This is a genomic window from Paracidovorax sp. MALMAid1276 (assembly GCF_049198005.1).
Taxonomy (GTDB): domain Bacteria; phylum Pseudomonadota; class Gammaproteobacteria; order Burkholderiales; family Burkholderiaceae_C; genus Acidovorax.
In genome coordinates this window covers 12,376-31,577 of sequence record NZ_JBMIRS010000180.1, presented here as the reverse complement: position 1 = coordinate 31,577, position 19,202 = coordinate 12,376, and the positions used below count along the sequence as shown (strand labels likewise).

Annotated in this window: 13 protein-coding genes and 2 tRNA genes; 7 read left to right on the top strand and 8 right to left on the bottom strand. The window is 67.2% G+C overall.

Features of this window, described 5'->3' with window-relative positions:
• From aat to ACOQFS_RS12680, 3 genes are all read right to left on the bottom strand, one after another.
• Nucleotides 1–741 carry a leucyl/phenylalanyl-tRNA--protein transferase gene (gene aat, locus ACOQFS_RS12690; RefSeq protein WP_421563221.1) on the bottom strand — a complete coding sequence of 247 codons (741 nt, stop codon included), beginning with the start codon at nucleotides 739–741 and terminating at the stop codon, nucleotides 1–3.
• Between the two features lie 99 nt (nucleotides 742–840).
• Nucleotides 841–916, bottom strand: a tRNA-Asn gene (locus tag ACOQFS_RS12685).
• 74 nt (nucleotides 917–990) lie between these two features.
• Nucleotides 991–1,066 (bottom strand) — tRNA-Asn (locus ACOQFS_RS12680).
• Nucleotides 1,067–1,242: 176 nt separating this feature from the next.
• On the opposite strand from ACOQFS_RS12680, the gene def reads away from it, so the two are divergent.
• Nucleotides 1,243–1,782, top strand: coding sequence for a peptide deformylase (gene def / locus ACOQFS_RS12675; protein WP_421563220.1), 540 nt, complete (start codon nucleotides 1,243–1,245; stop codon nucleotides 1,780–1,782).
• 134 nt (nucleotides 1,783–1,916) lie between these two features.
• Here the strand turns inward: def and ACOQFS_RS12670 are convergent, their stop codons facing one another.
• Both ACOQFS_RS12670 and map read right to left on the bottom strand, forming a co-directional pair.
• The gene (locus ACOQFS_RS12670; RefSeq protein WP_421563219.1) at nucleotides 1,917–4,508 is read right to left on the bottom strand and encodes a [protein-PII] uridylyltransferase; all 2,592 of its coding nucleotides are present in this window, start codon (nucleotides 4,506–4,508) and stop codon (nucleotides 1,917–1,919) included.
• Between the two features lie 82 nt (nucleotides 4,509–4,590).
• A complete protein-coding gene (gene map / locus ACOQFS_RS12665; RefSeq protein WP_421563218.1) occupies nucleotides 4,591–5,406 on the bottom strand; it encodes a type I methionyl aminopeptidase in 816 nt (271 codons plus the stop codon).
• Between the two features lie 144 nt (nucleotides 5,407–5,550).
• On the opposite strand from map, the gene purL reads away from it, so the two are divergent.
• Together purL and ACOQFS_RS12655 are read left to right on the top strand one after the other, a co-directional pair.
• Nucleotides 5,551–9,558, top strand: a complete 4,008-nt coding sequence (gene purL, locus ACOQFS_RS12660; protein ID WP_421563217.1) for a phosphoribosylformylglycinamidine synthase — start codon at nucleotides 5,551–5,553, stop codon at nucleotides 9,556–9,558.
• Nucleotides 9,559–9,871: 313 nt separating this feature from the next.
• A complete protein-coding gene (locus tag ACOQFS_RS12655) occupies nucleotides 9,872–10,861 on the top strand; it encodes a DUF808 domain-containing protein (RefSeq protein WP_421563216.1) in 990 nt (329 codons plus the stop codon).
• Nucleotides 10,862–10,941: 80 nt separating this feature from the next.
• On the opposite strand, the gene ACOQFS_RS12650 is transcribed toward ACOQFS_RS12655, so the two are convergent.
• Both ACOQFS_RS12650 and ACOQFS_RS12645 read right to left on the bottom strand, forming a co-directional pair.
• Nucleotides 10,942–11,946 (bottom strand): metal-dependent hydrolase, encoded by a 1,005-nt coding sequence (locus tag ACOQFS_RS12650; RefSeq protein ID WP_421563215.1) that lies wholly within the window; start codon nucleotides 11,944–11,946, stop codon nucleotides 10,942–10,944.
• A gap of 75 nt (nucleotides 11,947–12,021) precedes the next feature.
• Complete coding sequence (locus ACOQFS_RS12645) at nucleotides 12,022–12,705, bottom strand: intradiol ring-cleavage dioxygenase (RefSeq protein ID WP_421563214.1); 684 nt, start codon at nucleotides 12,703–12,705, stop codon at nucleotides 12,022–12,024.
• A 273-nt stretch (nucleotides 12,706–12,978) separates the two neighbouring features.
• On the opposite strand from ACOQFS_RS12645, the gene egtD reads away from it, so the two are divergent.
• Together egtD and egtB are read left to right on the top strand one after the other, a co-directional pair.
• Complete coding sequence (gene egtD / locus ACOQFS_RS12640; RefSeq protein WP_421563213.1) at nucleotides 12,979–13,899, top strand: L-histidine N(alpha)-methyltransferase; 921 nt, start codon at nucleotides 12,979–12,981, stop codon at nucleotides 13,897–13,899.
• 37 nt (nucleotides 13,900–13,936) lie between these two features.
• On the top strand, nucleotides 13,937–15,172 hold the full coding sequence (gene egtB, locus ACOQFS_RS12635) for an ergothioneine biosynthesis protein EgtB (protein WP_421563212.1): 1,236 nt from the start codon (nucleotides 13,937–13,939) through the stop codon (nucleotides 15,170–15,172).
• Nucleotides 15,173–15,224: 52 nt separating this feature from the next.
• Here egtB and ACOQFS_RS12630 read toward each other — a convergent pair whose 3' ends face one another.
• Nucleotides 15,225–17,252, bottom strand: coding sequence for a peptidase U32 family protein (locus ACOQFS_RS12630; protein ID WP_421563211.1), 2,028 nt, complete (start codon nucleotides 17,250–17,252; stop codon nucleotides 15,225–15,227).
• Nucleotides 17,253–17,647: 395 nt separating this feature from the next.
• Between ACOQFS_RS12630 and ACOQFS_RS12625 the strand changes: the two genes are divergently transcribed.
• Both ACOQFS_RS12625 and ACOQFS_RS12620 read left to right on the top strand, forming a co-directional pair.
• Entirely contained in the window at nucleotides 17,648–18,781 is a 1,134-nt protein-coding gene (locus tag ACOQFS_RS12625; RefSeq protein ID WP_421563236.1) for a branched-chain amino acid ABC transporter substrate-binding protein, read from the top strand.
• A gap of 120 nt (nucleotides 18,782–18,901) precedes the next feature.
• A complete protein-coding gene (locus ACOQFS_RS12620) occupies nucleotides 18,902–19,150 on the top strand; it encodes a hypothetical protein (RefSeq protein ID WP_421563210.1) in 249 nt (82 codons plus the stop codon).
• Nucleotides 19,151–19,202 lie beyond the last annotated feature (52 nt).

Here is a 19,202-nt window from a genome sequence, read left to right as displayed (position 1 = left end):
TCAGGAGGGCAGCAGTGCGTTCCAGTATACGGGGTCGAATTCCCAGCGGGGCGCCGGCTCCCGGCGTGCCCCATCGACATGCCGCAGGAAGGCTTCGCGCGAGATCTCACGGGCCCCGAGCGAGGCCAGGTGCGGCGTGTTCTGCTGGCAGTCGATCATCACCACCCCATGGTGCCGGCACAGGCACACCAGCGCCGACAGTGCGATCTTGGACGCATCGGTGGCGTGGGCAAACATGGATTCGCCAAACACGGCCTGGCCCAGCGCAACGCAATACAGCCCACCGACCAGCCGGCCGCCGATCCAGGTTTCCACGCTGTGGGCGTGGCCCGCCTGGTGCAGCGCGGTGTATGCGGCAATCATCTCCGGCACGATCCAGGTGCCAGCCTGGCCGTCGCGCTCCTTGGCGGCGCAGGCGTTGATCACGGCCGCAAAGTCATTGTCAATGCGGATTTCGGCCTGTGCGTTCCGCTGGAAGGCCTGCAGCGTCTTGCGCAGCGACCGGTGCAGCCTGAATTCGGCCACGGGCAGCACCATGCGGGGGTCGGGGGCCCACCACAGAATCGGCTGGCCGGGGCCATACCATGGAAATGTGCCCTGGGCATAGGCTGCGCACAGGGCCGGTGCGCTGAGTGAGCCGCCTGCGGCCAGCAGGCCGGGCGCCGGGTCGGCGGCGCCCCACGCGTGGGTGGGCGAGGGCAGGGGTTCGCCAGGCTGCAGCCAGGGCAATTGCGAGGACATGCCGGAGATTGTCCGGCATGCAATGGTGTGGACGATGCACACGGGGCGGCGGCAACAAAAAAGCCTTGCAACGCGGCTGCGCTGCAAGGCTTTTTGTGTTGGCTCCTCGACCTGGGCTCGAACCAGGGACCTACGGATTAACAGTCCGGCGCTCTACCGACTGAGCTATCGAGGAATGATCGGTATCTGACAGGGATCTAACCAGCTAACTAAAAGGCCCTGCTTAGCTCATGCAGGGCCTGCAATTCTTGGCTCCTCGACCTGGGCTCGAACCAGGGACCTACGGATTAACAGTCCGGCGCTCTACCGACTGAGCTATCGAGGAACAAGACCACGATTATATACACAAAAAGTGAGCGATTTCCACAAAAGCGGTCTGGCGGTGCTGCCGGGTGGGTTCCCCATGCAGGCCGGATGCTGCGCTTGCCACGCGCTATGCTGCGCGGGCTGCTTTGCGTCCCTTTTCGCACGTTTGCTCGTCTGCTCGTCTGCCCGTTTGCCATGACCATCCACACCATTCTCAAGATGGGTGACCCGCGCCTGCTGCGGGTTGCCCAGCCCGTCACCGCGTTTGACACCGATGCACTGCACCTGCTGGTGCGCGACATGTTCGACACCATGCGCGCGGTGAACGGCGCCGGGCTGGCTGCGCCACAGATCGGGGTCGACCTGCAGCTCGTCATCTTTGGCTCCGACGTGCGCAACCCGCGCTATCCCGACCGGCCGCTGGTGCCGCCCACCGTGCTGCTCAATCCGGTGATCACGCCGCTGGGGGACGAGGAAGAGGACGACTGGGAGGGCTGCCTGTCCGTGCCTGGGCTGCGGGGCAAGGTGCCGCGCTGGGCGCGCATCCGCTACACCGGGTTTGATCCGTATGGCGACCCCATCGATCGCACGGTGGACGGGTTTCATGCCCGCGTGGTGCAGCACGAGTGCGACCACCTTGTTGGCAAGCTCTACCCCATGCGGGTGCGCGACTTCACGCAGTTCGGGTTCACCGAGGTGTTGTTTCCGGAGATCGATGCCGCCGAGGACGACTGAGGGCGCTGAGGTGCGGCGGCGATCGCGCGCGCTTCCGTTCAGAAAAATTTGAATAAAAAATGCCGCCAGCGCTTTCTGGTAAAGCGCTGACAGCTATCAAAAATGAAGCAAATCGCCGGCCAATATTCCGAGGCTCAGGCCGACAGCTCGCGCAGCAGCTCCGTCTCGATCTGGATTTGCCGGGCGTTGTTCTGCAGCTCCGGGCCCTGTACCAGGAAGGTGTCCTCCACCCGCTCGCCCAGGGTGCTGACCTTGGCGAGCTGCACGCTCAGGTGGTGTTGCGCCAGCACGCGGGCCACCAGGTAGAGCAGGCCGGCGCGGTCGCTGGCGGAGATGGCCAGCAGCCAGCGCTGGGCCTTTTCGTCGGGGCGCAAGGTGACGCGGGGCGCCACGGGAAAGCTCTTGACCCGGCGCGACACCCGCTTGCGTGCAGGCTCGGGCAGCGGGCCGCCTTCTTCGATCACGCGCACGAGGTCGCTCTCCACCATGTGGGTCAGTTCGCGGTAGTGGCCCGCCTGGTCCGAGGCGACGATCTGGAAGGTGTCCAGCGCGTGCCCGTTGTTGGCCGTGTGAACACGTGCATCCAGGATGCTGAAGCCCGCCCGGTCGAAGTAGCCGCAGATGCGGGCGAACAGGTCTTCCTGGTCGGGCGCGTACACCATCACCTGCAGGCCATCGCCCGCCAGCGACTGGCGCGCCCGCACCACGGCACGCGGGGTGCCCACGTGGCGCGACAGGTGGCGCGTGTGCCAGGCGATGTCGGCGGCCTCGTGGCGCATGAAGTAGCTCACGTCCAGCGTGGCCCACAGGGCCTTGTGCGCCTCGAAGGGCAGCGCGCTCAGCGCCAGCAGCACCAGGGCTTCGCGCTTGCGCGCCTCGATCTCGGCGGCGGCGTCGGGTGCGCGGCCGCCCAAGGTGCGCAGGGTGGCGCGGTACAGGTCTTCCAGCAGCTTGCCCTTCCAGGCGTTCCACACCTTGGGGCTGGTGCCGCGGATGTCGGCCACCGTGAGCAGATACAGCGCCGTCAGGTAACGCTCGTTGCCCACGCGCCGCGCAAAGCTGGCGATCACGTCGGGGTCGGACAAGTCTTCCTTCTGCGCGATGCGGCTCATGGCCAGGTGCTCGCTGACCAGGAACTCGATGAGCCGCGCATCTTCGCGGTCCACGCCGTGCTGGCGGCAAAAGCGCCGCACTTCCACCGCGCCGATTTGCGAGTGGTCGCCGCCCCGGCCCTTGCCGATGTCGTGGAACAGCGCGGCGATGTACAGCAGCCAGGGCTTGTCCCAGCCGCCGGCCAGCTGCGAGCAGAACGGGTATTCGTGCGCATGCTCGGCCATGAAGAAACGCCGCACATTGCGCAGCACCATGAGGATGTGCTGGTCCACCGTGTAGACGTGGAACAGGTCGTGCTGCATCTGCCCCACGATGCCGCGAAACGCCCACAGGTAGCGCCCCAGCACCGAGGTCTGGTTCATGAGCCGCATGGCATGCGTGATGCCCGAGGGCTGCTGCAGGATGCGCATGAAGTTGGCACGGTTCACCGGGTCGCGGCGGAAGGCGCTGTCCATCACGCCGCGCGCGTTGTACAACGCACGCAAGGTGCGGGCCGACAGGTCCTTGAGGCCCACCGTGGTCTGGTAGAGCAAAAAGGTCTCCAGGATGGCGTGGGGGTCGCGCTGGTACAGGTCGTCGCTGGCCACCTCGATGAGGCCGGCCTTCTCGAAGAAGCGCTCGTTGATGGGGCGCGGCTCGTGCGTGGACGGGTTCAGCCGCTCCTCGATGTTGAGCAGCAGGATCTGGCTGAGCTGCGACACCGCCTTGGCCGCCCAGTAGTAGCGGCGCATCAGGCATTCGCTGGCGCGCATCGGCAGGCGCGCGCCGTCCGGGGACACCGAGCGGTAGCCGAACGATTCGGCCACGGCGGTCTGCAGGTCGAACACCAGGCGGTCTTCATGCCGCCCGGCGGCCGCATGCAGACGCGCGCGGATCAGGCACAGCAAGGCCTCGTTGCGCTCGATCTGGCGCACCTCGAAGGCCGTGGCCATTCCGCTGGCGGCCAGTTCCGCCCAGTTGGATCCGAGGCCGGCCGCCTGCGACACCCAAAGGATCATCTGCAGGTCGCGCAGCCCGCCGGGCGATTCCTTGCAGTTGGGTTCCAGCGAGTAGGGCGTGTTGTCGTATTTGTTGTGGCGCTGGCGCATCTCCAGCGTCTTGGCGACCAGAAAGGCCTGCGGATTTATCCGCGCACGGAACTTCCGCTGGAACCGGGCGTACAGCGCCGCGTCGCCGCACACCAGGCGCGACTCCAGCAGCGAGGTCTGCACCGTCACGTCGCCCGCGCTCTCGGCCAGGCACTCGGCCACGGTGCGCACGCTCGATCCGATCTCCAGCCCCGCGTCCCAGCAACTGCCGATGAAGCCCTCCAGCCGCGTGCGCAGCGAGCTGCTCGCTTCCGGCTCGGCGCCGTCCGGCATCAGCAGCAGCACGTCGACGTCCGAATACGGAAACAGCTGGTTCCGTCCGAACCCGCCCACCGCCACCAGCGCCATGTCGGCCGGCAGCTCGGCGCGCAGCCACAGCGTCTGCAGCAGGTCGCCGGCCAGGGTGGAGAGCTTGCGCAGCAACACGCGGATGCCGCGCGTGGAAGCACCCGTGGCCTGCAGGGCGGTCAGCAGCGCGGCCTTGTCTTGGCGGTAGGCATCGCGCAGGGCATGGATTTCGGTCATGGGGGTCTGGTATCGCGATGGATGGGGCTGCAGAACCGGCGATGCAAGCGTTGAGCCCGCAGGCCGCGCGGGGCTCGGGTGCTCAGGTCCGGGTGGCCGTCACAAAGGCCGGCAAAGGCGGCGAGCCGGCCGACAGCGTCATCACCTCGTAACCCGTGGGCGTGACCAGCACGGTGTGCTCCCACTGCGCCGACAGGCTGTGGTCCTTGGTCACGATGGTCCAGCCGTCGTTGCCGAATTCCTTCACCTCGCGGCGGCCGGCGTTGATCATGGGCTCGATGGTGAACACCATGCCGGGCACCAGTTCTTCGAGCGTGCCGGGCTTGCCATAGTGCAGCACTTGCGGCTCTTCGTGGAATTTCTGGCCGATGCCGTGGCCGCAGAATTCGCGCACCACTGAAAAGCCGTGGCCTTCGGCGAACTTCTGGATGGCGTGGCCGACGTCGCCCAGCCGTGCGCCGGGCTTGACCTGCACGATGCCGTGCCACATGGCCTCGAAGGTCAGTGCCGACAAGCGCTTGGCGGCGATGGAGCACTCGCCGATCAGGAACATGCGGCTGTTGTCGCCATACCAGCCGTCTTTGGTGATCACGGTCACGTCCACGTTGACGATATCGCCCTTCTTGAGCGGCTTGTCGTTGGGGATGCCATGGCAGACCACGTGGTTGACCGAGGTGCACAGCGATGCGGGGTAGGGCGGGTAGCCCGGCGGCTGGTAGCCCACCGTGGCCGAGATGGTGCCCTGGTGGGCCATGCATTCGGCGCCCAGGCGGTCGATCTCTTTGGTGGTGATGCCGGGTTTGATGTGCGGTGTGATGTAGTCCAGCACTTCGGAGGCCAGGCGGCAGGCCAGGCGCATGCCCTCGATGTCCTCGGCGCTTTTGATGGTGATGCTCATGCGCCGGATTATCCCATCGCACCCCGCGCCGCGCGGTTCGCGAGGCCATGCCCGGTAAAATGGCGGGCTTCGCACTGGCCGCATGCAGGGCATGCCGCCGGGCCGAAGCACTCCCACCCCCTCAGACCCCAACAGGCCGCTACCGTGACCTTGCACATGACCACGCTGGCGGGCGGCAACGCCCTCAGCTCCTTCCGCGCCCAGCAACTCCAACCCGCCCTGGAGGCGATCCACCCCAAGATCAGCGGCATTGCAGCGCGTTTCGTGCACCTGGTTGCCACCGATGCAGCCCCCACGCCCGCTGAGCAAGAGCGCTTGGCCGCGCTGCTGACCTATGGCGACCCGTACGCAGGCCCCGAAGACGGTGCTGTCCTTATCGTCACCCCCCGCCTGGGCACGCTGTCGCCCTGGGCTTCCAAGGCCACCGACATCGCGCGCAACTGCGGCATCGCCATCCGCCGCGTGGAGCGCATCACCGAATACCGCATCAGCCTGAAGGCGGGCCTGCTGGGCAAGGCGCCCGAGCTGACCGCCGAGCAATGGGGCCAGGTCGCCGCCTTGCTGCATGACCGCATGACCGAGTCGGTGGTGGCAGACCGCAGCGCCGCCGCAGCCCTGTTCACCGAACTGCAGCCCGCACCCATGGAGCATGTGGACGTGCTGGCCGGTGGCCGCGCGGCACTCGAAGCGGCCAACACCCGCTTCGGTCTGGCGCTGGCCGACGACGAAATCGACTACCTCGTCAACGCGTTCAATGGCCTCAAGCGCAACCCCACCGACGTGGAGCTGATGATGTTCGCCCAGGCCAACAGCGAGCACTGCCGCCACAAGATCTTCAACGCCCAGTTCACCATCGACGGCGTGGCGCAAGACAAGAGCCTGTTCGGCATGATCCGCAACACCCACCAGCTGGCGCCCCAGCACACGGTGATCGCGTATTCGGACAACGCCTCGGTGATGGAAGGCCACCAGGTCGAAAGGTTTGTGGCCAAAATGGCCCCTAGCGCTTATCCATCAAGCGCTAACAGCTATCAAAAGAGTAGCGTCACCCAGCATGTGCTGATGAAGGTGGAAACGCACAACCACCCCACGGCCATTTCGCCGTTCCCGGGTGCCTCCACCGGCGCCGGCGGCGAGATCCGCGACGAAGGCGCTACCGGGCGCGGTTCCAAGCCCAAGGCAGGCCTCACGGGCTTCACCGTGTCCAAGCTCTGGGGCAGCAGCGTCGGCAAGCCCGAGCACATTGCCAGCCCGCTGCAGATCATGGTCGAAGGGCCTCTCGGCGGTGCAGCGTTCAACAACGAATTCGGCCGCCCCAACCTGAACGGCTACTTCCGCGAGTACGAGCAGGAAGTGGGCGGCGTGCAGCGCGGCTACCACAAGCCCATCATGATCGCGGGCGGTGTGGGCGTGATCGACGCCGAGCTGACGAAGAAGATCGAGTTCCCCGCCGGTTCACTGCTGATCCAGCTGGGCGGCCCCGGCATGCGCATCGGCATGGGCGGCAGCGCGGCCAGTTCCATGGCCACCGGCACCAACGCGGCCGAACTGGACTTTGACTCGGTACAGCGCGGCAACCCCGAGATCGAGCGCCGTGCGCAAGAGGTCATCAACCATTGCTGGGCGCAGGGCAGCAACAACCCCATCCTGGCCATCCACGACGTGGGCGCGGGCGGTTTGTCCAACGCCTTCCCTGAGCTGACCAACGACGCAGGCCGCGGCGCGCGTTTCGACCTGCGCGCCGTGCAGCTCGAAGAGTCCGGCATGAGCCCGAAGGAAATCTGGAGCAACGAATCGCAAGAGCGTTACGTGCTGGCGATTGCGCCCGAGTCGCTGGAACAGTTCAAAGCCTTCTGCGAACGCGAGCGTTGCCCGTTCGCCGTGATCGGCACGGCGACCGAAGAGCGCCAGCTGGTGCTGCACGACCCTGCTGCCACGGCGGACGACCAGAAGCTGCCCGTGGACATGCCCATGAATGTGCTGCTGGGCAAGCCGCCCAAGATGCACCGCGACGTGAAAACCGTGGCGCGTGAGTTCGTGCCCATGGACTTGACCGGCGTGCCGCTGCAAAAAGCCGTGATCGATGTGCTGGCCCACCCCACGGTCGCCTCCAAGCGATTCCTCATCACCATCGGCGACCGTACCGTGGGCGGCCTGAGCCACCGCGACCAGATGGTCGGCCCCTGGCAAGTGCCGGTGGCCGATTGCGCCGTAACCTTGGCCGATTACAAGGGCTTTGCGGGCGAAGCGATGAGCATGGGCGAGCGCACGCCGCTGGCCGCCATCAACGCACCTGCGTCCGGCCGCATGGCCGTGGCCGAAGCCATTACCAACCTGCTGGCGGCTCCCATCGAGCTGCCGCGCGTCAAGCTGTCGGCCAACTGGATGGCCGCCTGCGGCGAGCCCGGAGAAGATGCCGCGCTGTACGAGACCGTGAAGGCCGTGGGCATGGAGCTGTGCCCTGCGCTGGGCGTCTCCATCCCCGTGGGCAAGGACAGCCTGTCCATGCGCACCCAGTGGAGCGAAGGTTCCGACAAGAAAAAGGTCACCTCGCCGGTCAGCCTGATCGTGAGCGCCTTCGCCTCGCTGTCTGACGTGCGCGGCACGCTCACACCGCAGCTCGATGCCACCGAGGCCGACACCACCCTGGTGCTGATCGATCTGGGCAAGGGCCAGAACCGCATGGGCGGCAGCATCCTGGGCCAGACGCTGGAGCAAAGCGGCGACGTGGTGCCCGATGTGGATGACCCCCAGGACCTGGTCAACCTCGTCAACGCCGTGAATGCGCTGCGCGCCAAGGGCCAGGTCCTGGCCTACCACGACCGCAGCGATGGCGGCCTGCTGGCTGCGGCCGCCGAAATGGCCTTTGCGGGCCATGTGGGCGTCGCTCTGAATGTGGACCTGCTGGTCACCGAAGGCGACGGCATCAGCGACAGCCGCATGGAAACCGGCGACGCCAAGAACTGGGCGCAGCAGGTGAGCGCACGCCGCGAGGAGCTCACGCTCAAGGCGCTGTTCAACGAAGAGCTGGGCGTACTGCTGCAGGTGCGCACCGCCGAGCGCAACGAGGTCATGCAGACCCTGCGCGAGCACGGCCTGTCCAAGTTCAGCCACTTCGTCGGCAAGACGCGCCCGGCGTCGTCCGAGATCGACGCTGGCAAGGGCGAGCTGCAGGTCTGGCGCGATGCCAAGGCGGTGTTCAGCGCCAAGCTGGCCGACCTGCACCAGGTGTGGGATGCGGTGAGCTGGAAGATCTGCCAGCAGCGCGACAACCCCGCCAATGCCGATGCCGAGCACGCTGCTGCGGGCGAGCCCACCGACCCCGGCCTGCACGTGCACCTCACGTTCGACGCGGCCGACAACGTGGCTGCGCCGTACCTCAACCTCGCCAAGCCCAAGGTGGCCATCCTGCGCGAGCAGGGCGTGAACTCGCACATCGAAATGGCCTACGCCTTCACCGAAGCAGGCTTCGAGGCGTATGACGTGCACATGACCGACCTGCAGACCGGCCGGGTCAAGCTCGAAGACTTCAAGGGCGTGGTCGCCTGCGGTGGCTTCAGCTATGGCGATACGCTGGGCGCGGGCATCGGCTGGGCGCGCTCCATCACCTTCAACCCGGTGCTGGCCGCGCAGTTCCAGGGCTTCTTCGGCCGCGCGGACACGTTCGGCCTGGGCGTGTGCAACGGTTGCCAGATGTTTGCCGAGCTGGCCGACATCATCCCCGGCGCACAAGACTGGCCGCGCTTCACCACCAACCAGAGCGAGCGCTTCGAGGCCCGCCTTTCGCTGGTGGAAGTGCTGGAGTCGCCCAGCCTGTTCCTGCAAGGCATGGCGGGCAGCCGCCTGCCGATTGCGGTGGCGCATGGCGAGGGTTATGCCAACTTCAAGTACCGGGGCAACGCCGACAAGGCCATTGCCGCCATGCGCTACGTGGACAACCACGGCCGCGCGACGGAGCAATACCCCTTCAACCCCAATGGCAGCATGGGTGGCCTCACGGCTGTGACCACGCAGGATGGCCGCTTCACGGCCATGATGCCGCACCCCGAGCGCGTGTTCCGCAACGTGCAGATGAGCTGGACCAGCGAAGACCCGGCGCAGTACAGCGGCTGGATGCGCATCTGGCGCAATGCGCGCAAGTGGGTGGATTGAGCAGGGACTACCCCCTGAGCGGCTGCGCCGCTTCCCCCTTCTCTCGAATCGCTGCGCGTTTCGGGAAGGGGGACGCAGGCCTCGCTGCGGGGCGGCCCTTGCTCGGCTGCCCGGGCGTGGGGCTGTGCGCTCTCGACGGATGGGGTAGGGCGCTTGCGCGCCTTGGACGGGCCGCAACAGGCCGCGGGGCGGTGCGTAGAGGACGATGTTCAACGGGGCTTTGGCCCCGTTTTTCATGGGGCGCAGAAGAGCCGCAGCATCGTCTTGGCGCGTTGCTATAGTCGGCGCTTTTCATCCCCTTCAAGGACTTTTCATGGCTTCTGGCAGCTTGCTGGCCCTGCTCGACGATATCGCCACCATCCTCGACGACGTGGCCGTCATGACCAAGGTGGCCGCGAAGAAGGGCGTCACCATGGCCGACGATGTGTCCGTATTGACCAAAGTGGCTGCCAAGAAGACGGCAGGCGTGCTGGGCGACGACCTGGCCCTGAATGCCCAGCAGGTGACGGGCGTGCAGGCCGAGCGGGAGATTCCCGTGGTGTGGGCCGTGTGCAAGGGCTCGTTCGTGAACAAGCTCATCCTGGTGCCCGCTGCGTTGCTCATCGGCAGCTTTGCGCCCTGGGCTGTCACGCCGCTGCTGATGCTGGGCGGCGCCTTCCTGTGCTTCGAGGGCTTTGAAAAGCTGGCGCACAAGTTTCTGCACTCGCCGCACGAAGATGCGGCCGAACACGCGAGCCGCGCCCATGCCAATGCCAATCCCGACATCGACCTTGTCGCGTTCGAAAAGGACAAGATCAAGGGCGCCGTGCGCACCGATTTCATCTTGTCGGCCGAAATCATTGCCATCACCCTGGGCACGGTGGCCACAGCACCGTTTGGGACGCAGGTGGCGGTGCTGTCGGGCATTGCGGTGCTCATGACGGTCGGCGTCTACGGGCTCGTGGCGGGCATCGTCAAGCTGGACGACCTGGGCCTGTGGCTCAGCGCCAAGACGGGCGGCGCGGCGCGCGCCCTGGGCGCAGGCATCCTGCGCGCAGCGCCCTGGCTGATGAAGGGCCTGTCCGTGGCGGGCACGGCGGCGATGTTCCTAGTGGGCGGCGGCATTCTGGTGCACGGCGTGCCAGCGCTGCACCACGCGATCGAGGGCGCTGCGGCTGCCGCCGGCCAGTGGCCCGCCGGCGGCGTGTGGCAAGTGGTGGCCGAAAATCTGCTCAACGCTGTGGTCGGCATCGTGGCCGGCGGCCTGGTGCTGGCCGGCGTGACGCTGGTGCAGCGCCTGCGCGGCCGCCGCGTAGGAGTCTGAGCGGTAGAAGGCATTGAAGCGTTGCAGCCGATGCTCCTTCTGCCGCGCGGACTCCTAGCCTAGGAGTCTCGCCTGAACGCTCAGTTCAGGCTGACATCGCGCCCCCACATGCGCTGCCAGAGCCAGGGCAGGGCGGTGGCCAGGTCGGGGCGCTGCCATTGCTGCGTGCTGGCACGCCCGCCCTCGGCCAGCTGCGGCCCCGGGCCCAGGTTGAAGTGGAAGGTGTAGGTGGGCTCACTGCCCATGCGCAGGTCGGTGATGAACACGTCGCCTCCCGCCTCGCTCATCTTGAAGAACCCATGGCTGAACTGCGCCACCCGCGCGACCAGCGGTGCCTGCCGGTGCTGCGCATACAGGTCGGCGCCGCGTGCGTGGCGGCTCCAGCGCACGGGGCGGCCGCCATCGAGCAGCGAGGCATAGCCCTCGTAGTAATGCGTGGGCGTGACCACCACGGCGCGCCAGAGCAGGGTATTGAACGGCGCGGGGGTGACGAGAATCTGGTGCGGCGCCAGCTCCCGCTCGGGCGGCGAAGCCATGATCTGCTGCAGGGCCTGGTGCTGGGCGGCCACGCTCCAGGCCAGATACGCCGTGCTCACCGCCAGACCGCCCCGCGCCCAGGCCAGCCCCCGGTCCTGGCGCATGGCCAGGGCTGCCACCACGCCCGCCAGCAGCGGCAGGGTGTAGAGCGGGTCGATGATGAACATGCTGCCGACGGCATACGGAAAGTGCGTGAACGGCAGCAGCAGCTGGGTGCCATACACCGTGAACCAGTCGAGCAAGGGGTGGGTGACCAGGGCCAGCCACAGCGCCAGCCACCAGCGCCGCAGCAGCGCGGGCTCGCCGTGCAGGCGCGACACGGCCCAGGCCAGCGGCAGCGACAGGGCCGACAGGTAGAGCAGCGAATGGCTCTGCGCGCGGTGCAGCACCATGTTGAGGATGGCGTCGCCGTGGTCGATGAATGCGTCCAGGTCGGGCAGCGTGCCTGCGATGCCGCCCCACACGGCGGCCTTCCAGACGGCGGTGCGCCGCCCCATGGTGGAGAGGGCGACCGAGGCGCCCAGAACGAATTGGCTGACGGAATCCATGCGACAGGCGGGAGATGAACAGGCGAGAGAAGCAATGGCAAAGCGCGCACTGTACCGGCTCCGGCGCGCCCTGCCTCAGGTTTGCACCACCAGTGCAAACTCGGCGCGCGGCCCGTCGCTGGAGGCGGTGAAAGGCACGGTGAGCGCGGCGCGATCGGCTTCGCTCAGGCGGCTCCACAAAAAGTCGCGCGCATTGCCGGGGTCGCCGGTCACATACATCTGCGTGGTCAGCAGCTCGCGCTGCGCAAGGCGCACCTTGAAATGGATGTGGGGCGTGCGGCCAGAGTACGGCGCGGGGCGGATGGTGCGGAAGCGGTAGCGCCCATCGTGCCCCAGCGTGACGCGCCCGAAACCCTGGAAGGCCTCGGCCGCCCGACCGCCGTCGCCCGGGTGGTGGTAGTGGCCGGCGGCGTCGCACTGCCAGATCTCCACCACCCCGCCCGCCAGCGGCGCGCCCTGCGTGTCGGTCACGCGGCCCTCCACCCACACGGGCTGGCCTTCGGCGTAGTGCCTCAGCGAGCCGTTGCGCAGCAGGTCGGCATCGCTGTCGGCGGGCAGGGCGACGGGGTAGAAGGGGCCTTCCGTCTGCCGGGGTGTGGGCTGCAGGCGCTGCGCACCCTGCGCCCAGGAGGCCTGCACCAGCGCGGGAACCGCCACAGCGGCCGCGCTCCAAGCCGCGCGCTGCAGCGTCCTGCGCCGGGCAGGGTCTGCGGGTGAGTGCCAGGGCTGCGAGGGCGCGAACGTAGGGGAGATAGGCATGGGGCCTCCGTCAATCAGCGGCTTGGAGCATGGCTTGGGGCAAAAGTGCCAAAAAATCCAGGAAAGCTCCGCGGGGATGGCAGGTGCCAAGGGGCGAGCCCGAGTGAGGCCGCGACCGCCACGCAGGGCCGAGCCGGACCGCCGAAGGGTCTTGGCCTACATACACGCCGATGCAATGTGCGCAGAATGGGCGGCTTCGAGGCGGCGAGGGGTCGGTGGACAACCGCCCCTGCCGTGCCCCGCGCCTGCGGCGCCCCACCTAGCACCCCCGCCATGCCACGGACCCGAGACGCCGACGACATCACCCACGGGCTCAGCCAGCGGCCCGCCAGCATTTCGCCCAAATACTTCTACGACCAGCAGGGTTCGCGCCTGTTCGAGGCCATCACGCGGCTGCCCGAGTACTACCCCACCCGCACCGAGCATGCGCTGATGCAGCAGCATGCGGGCGACATTGCGCGGTCGGTGGGCGCGGGGCGCACGTTGATCGAACTGGGCGCCGGCAACTGCCAGAAGGCGCGCACCCTGTGCCAACTGGTGCGGCCTGCGTGTTTTGTGGGGGTGGACATCTCTGCGGACTACCTGCGCGAGGCCGTGGCCGGCCTGCAGACCGACCTGCCCTGGCTGGACGCCCGCGCGGTCGGTGGCGACATGACGCACGGCGTGCAGCTGCCCGCCGACATCCCAAGGGCGGGGCGGCTGGTGTTCTACCCCGGCTCGTCCATCGGCAACTTCGACCCGCCGCACGCGATGGAACTGCTGGCCCACATGCGCGAGCTGGTGGACGACGACGGCGGGCTGTTGATCGGCATCGACCTGCCCAAGGACGTGCAGGTGCTGGAAGCCGCCTACGACGACGCTGCGGGCGTGACGGCCGAGTTCAACCGCAACGTGCTGCGCCATGTGAACCGCCTGATCGGCAGCGATTTCGACCTGGACCAATGGCAGCACCGGGCCTTTTTCAACCCGCAGGAGTCGCGCATCGAGATGCACCTGGAGGCGCGTGCCGACTCACGCGTGCGCTGGCCGGGCGGCGGGCGGGTGTTCGAGCAGGGCGAGCGCATCCACACCGAGAACAGCTACAAATACCCCTTGCCCGTGTTCACCGCCATGCTGGAGCGCGCGGGCTTCAGCGAGGCCCAGGCCTGGACGGACGAGCGGGGCTGGTTTGCCGTGGTGCACGCCCGGCCCTGATGCTCCCCACGCCCCACGCCCATCGCATACGACAGCCATGACCACCAACCCGAACGACCTGCATGCGCGCTACACGGTAGTGCGCAAGCGCTCGCGCGCCTTGGCAGCCCCGTTGTCGGCCGAGGACTGCGCGGCCCAGTCCATGCCCGACGCCAGCCCCGTGAAGTGGCACCTGGCCCACACCACCTGGTTCTTCGAGACCTTTGTGCTGGAGCCGAACGAGCCCGGCTTTGCGCCCTTCCACCCTGCGTTCCGCGTGCTGTTCAATTCGTACTACAACGGCGTGGGCGCCAAGCACCCGCGCCCCGAGCGCGGCCTGCTGACCCGGCCCGCGCTCAGCGAGGTGCTGGACTACCGCGCCAACGTGGACGCCCGCATGGCGCGGCTGCTGCCCGGCGTGCTGCACGATGCGGCCGTGTGTGCGCTGGTCGAGCTGGGCCTGCAGCACGAGCAGCAGCACCAGGAGCTGATGCTCACCGACATCCTGCACCTGCTGTCGCGCAACCCGCTCTGGCCGGCCTACGGGGCGCTGCCGGAAGGTGGCGCGCCCGTGCATGGCCGCGATGACGACCCGGCCCGGCCGGCGTGGCACCCCCTGAACGGCGGCCTGGCCGACCTGGGCCATGGCGGCGCGGGCTTCGCGTTCGACAACGAATCGCCGCGCCACCGCGTGTTCCTGCAGCCGTTCGAGATCGCATCGCGCCTGGTCACGCAGGCCGAATACGCGGCGTTTGTGGACGCCGGCGGCTACGCCGACCCCGCCCTGTGGCTGGCCGAGGGCTGGGACTGGCGCTGCGCACAGGACCTGGCGCACCCGCTGTACTGGCAGCGCGCAGCCGACGGCGAATGGCTGCACTTCACGCTGACGGGCCTGCAGCCGCTGCAGGGCAGCCAGCCCGTGCTGCATCTGTCGTACTTCGAGGCCGATGCCTTCGCTCGCTGGGCGGGTGCCCGGCTGCCGACCGAGGCCGAATGGGAGCACGCGGCGCAAAACCATTCGCAGGTAGCGACTGAGTGGTTTGGCGCGGCCTGGCAGTGGACGCAATCGAGCTACTCGCCCTACCCCGGCTTCCGAGTGGCCGATGGCGCGGTGGGCGAATACAACGGCAAGTTCATGGTCAACCAGTACGTGCTGCGCGGCAGCTCGCTCGCCACCCCTCCGGGGCACGAGCGGCTGACCTACCGCAACTTCTTCCCGGCCACGGCGCGCTGGCAGTTCACCGGGCTGCGGCTGGCGCGGGATGCGGCGCCGCGCGGCACGCACCCTGCGTAAAAATATGAATGAAAATAGCCTTCAGCGCTTACTGGGTAAGCGCTGAAGGCTATCATTTTGTGAGTGATTTGGCAGCGGGCCGGGTGCGGTAGAACTGCAGCGGCACGGCCTGCATGTCCTTGTCGTGCTGGTTCAGCACCGACTTCTTCATCTTGCCGACCACGTGCATCTCGCAGGGCTTGCAGTCAAAGCGCAGGGTGAGCTTTTCCTTGCCGTTGATCAGCATCAGCGGCTCGGCCTTGATGGTGCCCTGCACGCCCGTCACGCCCTTGGCCTGCTTGGGGCACAGGCTCATGCTGAATCGCACGCAGTGCTTGGTGATCATCAGGCTGACCTCGCCTTCCTCCTCGTGCGCCTCATAGGCCGCAGCTATCACCTTCACGCCGTGGCGCACATAAAAATCGTGCGCCTTCTGGTTGAACACGTTGCCCAGGAACGAGAGCGTGTCTTCCGGGTAGGGCACGGGCGGCTCCACCGGCACCGCGCGCTGCAGGCGGGCAAAGTTGCGCGCGCGGCAGGCTTCCAGGTCGGCCAGCGCATCGCGGCGCAGCGCGTTGAGCACCGAGGCGGGCACGAACCACGGCTGCGAGAGCGAGAGCGCAATGGCGTGCACCGCAAAAATGGTGGCGCCAAAGCGGCCGAGCTGCTCGCGCAGGCTGGCCTCGGCCTTGCCGGCATCGGTTGCGGCCTGGTGGGGCTGCTGCACCTCGGCCGCGCCCACGTTGCCGTCCTCGTCGGTCAGCAGCAGGCTGAAGCCCGTGGGCGTTTCGCTCAGCTGCGCCCACAGGCCGATGCGGCGGTCGCTGGACTTTTTCTCCAGCGTGCGCACCCAGTCCATGTCGCGGTTGCGGTTGACCTCCGTGCCCTTGCGCAGGTCCTTGAAGCCGTCCATCGGGTCCTTGGGGTACACGCGCCATTGCCCCACGCTGCGTGCGGAAACCGGCTCCGCCACGTTGATGGCCATGCCCACCAGCTCCTTGTGCAGGTCGTAGTAGCACAGGCCGTCGCCGTTGTGCAGCACGGTGGCGGGGTCGCTCACTTCCAGCTCCACAAAATCGGGGCCCACCTTGGTCACCCAGCCGATGGCCTGGCCCGGGTTCTTGGGGGTGTCGAACGCGCCGATGTCTTCCTTGCGGCCGGTCACGAAGTAGTCGGTGAACTCGCGGTTGAAGTTCTGCAGCGGGTCGGGCGTGAAGGTGAAGGTGGTGGCGCCGCTGGACGAGCGCGACAGCGGGCGGCCCGCGCTCTCGCGCTCTTCCAGGATCTCGTCGATGAGCGTGCGGTAGTGGGCGGTGATGTTCTTCACATAGCCCATGTCTTTGTAGCGCCCTTCGATCTTGAAGCTGCGCACACCCGCGTCAATCAGGGCGCGCAGGTTGTCGCTCTGGTTGTTGTCCTTCATGCTCAGCACGTGCTTGTCGTGCGCGATGAAGCGGCCCTGCGCGTCGGTCACCTGGTAGGGCAGGCGGCAGGCCTGGCTGCAGTCGCCCCGGTTGGCGCTGCGGCCCGTTTGCGCATGGCTGATATTGCACTGGCCGCTGTAGGCCACGCACAGCGCGCCGTGGATGAAAAACTCGATGTTGGCGCGGCCGGGCGCGTCCACCGGCCCCAGCGCCTTGTGCACGGCGGCGATCTGCTGCACCGTCAGCTCGCGCGCCAGCACGATCTGTGACAGGCCTGCGTCCTGCAGAAAGCGCGCCTTCTCGGGCGTGCGGATATCCGTCTGGGTGCTGGCATGCAGCTGGATGGGCGGCATGTCGGAAAGGGCCAGGAGGCCCATGTCCTGGATGATGAGTGCGTCGGCGCCCGCCTCGTACACCTGCCAGGCCATCTGGCGCGCGGCCTCCAGTTCGTCGTCGCGCAGGATGGTGTTCAGCGTGATGAAGATGCGGCTGTTGAAGCGGTGCGCGTGTTTCACCAGCCGCTCGATGTCGCGGATGTCGTTGCCCGCGCTGGCCCGCGCGCCAAAGGCGGGCCCCCCGATGTAGACGGCGTCGGCGCCGTGGTTGACGGCTTCGATGCCGATGTCGGCGTCGCGCGCGGGGGAGAGCAGTTCGAGCTGGTGGGGCAGGAGGGACATGGGGCGTGATTATCCTAGGGATGCCCCGCATCACTCCCAGCGGTCCGTGATAGCGCTGCTCGGGCGGTCCGCCGCGTTGCTTTTCTTGCCAATAGCTCGGCCATTGGCTGCAAAAAGACGCCTTGCGGCCCATCCCGATCCGCACTGTCACGCACTCGCGAAGGTGATGCGGGACATTCCAGCGCCCCTCCACCAACGTGCTGGCCCCCGACGCCCATTAGCGGGGTTAATGCCGGCGCAATTTACTAAGTTTGCATAGCAACTGCCCGGAATCTGCCTGATGCGTGGCTAGGATGCGGGCCACGTTGTGTACAAGATTGGTGCACAACGCAGCTATTCACTGACCGATTCCGGAGACATTTCCCGTGCCCAGCCTCTCTTTTGCCCCCTCGTCCTTGCCCAGCCTTTCCCGCCTTTCCGTTCTGTGCGCGCTCAGCGCAGCAGCCGCTGCCGCGTCTGCCCAGGACGTGCAGACCGTCAGGATCGCCCACGCCGGGCCGCTGTCGGGCGGCATTGCCCACATCGGCAAGGACACGGAAAACGGCGTGCGCCTGGCGATCGATGACCTGAACGCCCAGAACCTGGTGATCGGCGGCAAGAAGATCAAGTTCGAGATCGCCGCCGAAGACGACGCGGGTGACCCGCGCCAGGCCACCGCCGTGGCGCAAAAGCTGTGCGACCAGAAGGTGGCCGGCGTGGTGGGGCACCTGCAGTCGGGCACGTCCATTCCCGCATCCGCCATCTATGCCCGGTGCGAGGTGCCGCACATCACCGCATCGGCCTCCAACCCCGACCTGACCAAGCCCGGCCACAAGACCACCTTCCGCCTGATCGCCAACGACAACGCGCTGGGCGCAGCGCTGGCGCTGTTTGGCGCCGACCACCAGAAGCTCAAGAGCGTGGCCATCATCGACGACCGTACGGCCTATGGCCAGGGCGTGGCCTCGGTGTTCAAGGCCACGGCGCTGCAAAAGGGCCTGAAGGTGGTGGCCGAGGAATTCACCAACGACAAGGCCACCGACTTCATGGCCATCCTCACGGCCATCAAGAACAAGAAGCCCGATGCGATCTTCTACGGCGGCCTGGACGCGCAGGCCGGCCCCATGCTGCGCCAGATGGAACAGCTGGGCCTGGGCCATGTGAAGTATTTCGGCGGCGACGCGCTGTGCACCGAGAAGCTGCCCGAGCTGTCGGGCAAGACCCCGGCCCTGAAGAACGTGACCTGCGCCACAGGCGGCGCATCGGTGGACAAAATGCAGGGCGGCGCCGACTGGAAGAAGCGCTACGACGCGAAGTTTCCCGGCCAGTTCCAGATCTACAGCCCCTATGCCTACGATGCCGCCATGGTTCTGGGTGACGCCATGAAGCGTGCGGGCTCGGTCGACCCCAAGGTGTTCACCCCGTTCCTGGCCAAGACGGAATACAAGGGCGTGACGGCCAACATCGCCTTCACGCCCAAGGGCGAGCTGACCACGCCGGCCGTGACGCTCTACACCTTCAAGGACGGCAGCCGCGTTGCGCTGAACTGACCGGGCCCCCGCCCCCTTGACACGGCCGCTTCGCGCGGCCGTTTTTGTGCGTGCTGCGCGGATGCAGATACAGTCGGCGGCTGGGCAAACGGGGCAGGGCGCCCCACAAGGAGAAGCGGCATGCGCGGGATGTTTGGCATGGTGGGACTGGTGGTGGTGCTCGCCTTGGTGGGCGTGCTGGTCAAGAAGCAGATGACTGCCACGCGCGCGCCGGTGCAAGCCGTGCCCGCGCTGGCGCCAGCGTCGGCCCAGGCCCCGGCGCAGGCGGCCACGGTGCGCGACCAGAGCCAGCAGATCCAGCAGCAGGTTCGCCAGCAGATGGACACGCTGATGCAGCAGACCCGGCCCATGCCGGACGAAGAAAAATAAGCATCAAATTCGCCTTCAGCGCTTATCTGTAAATACTTTGTAGCTATATAAA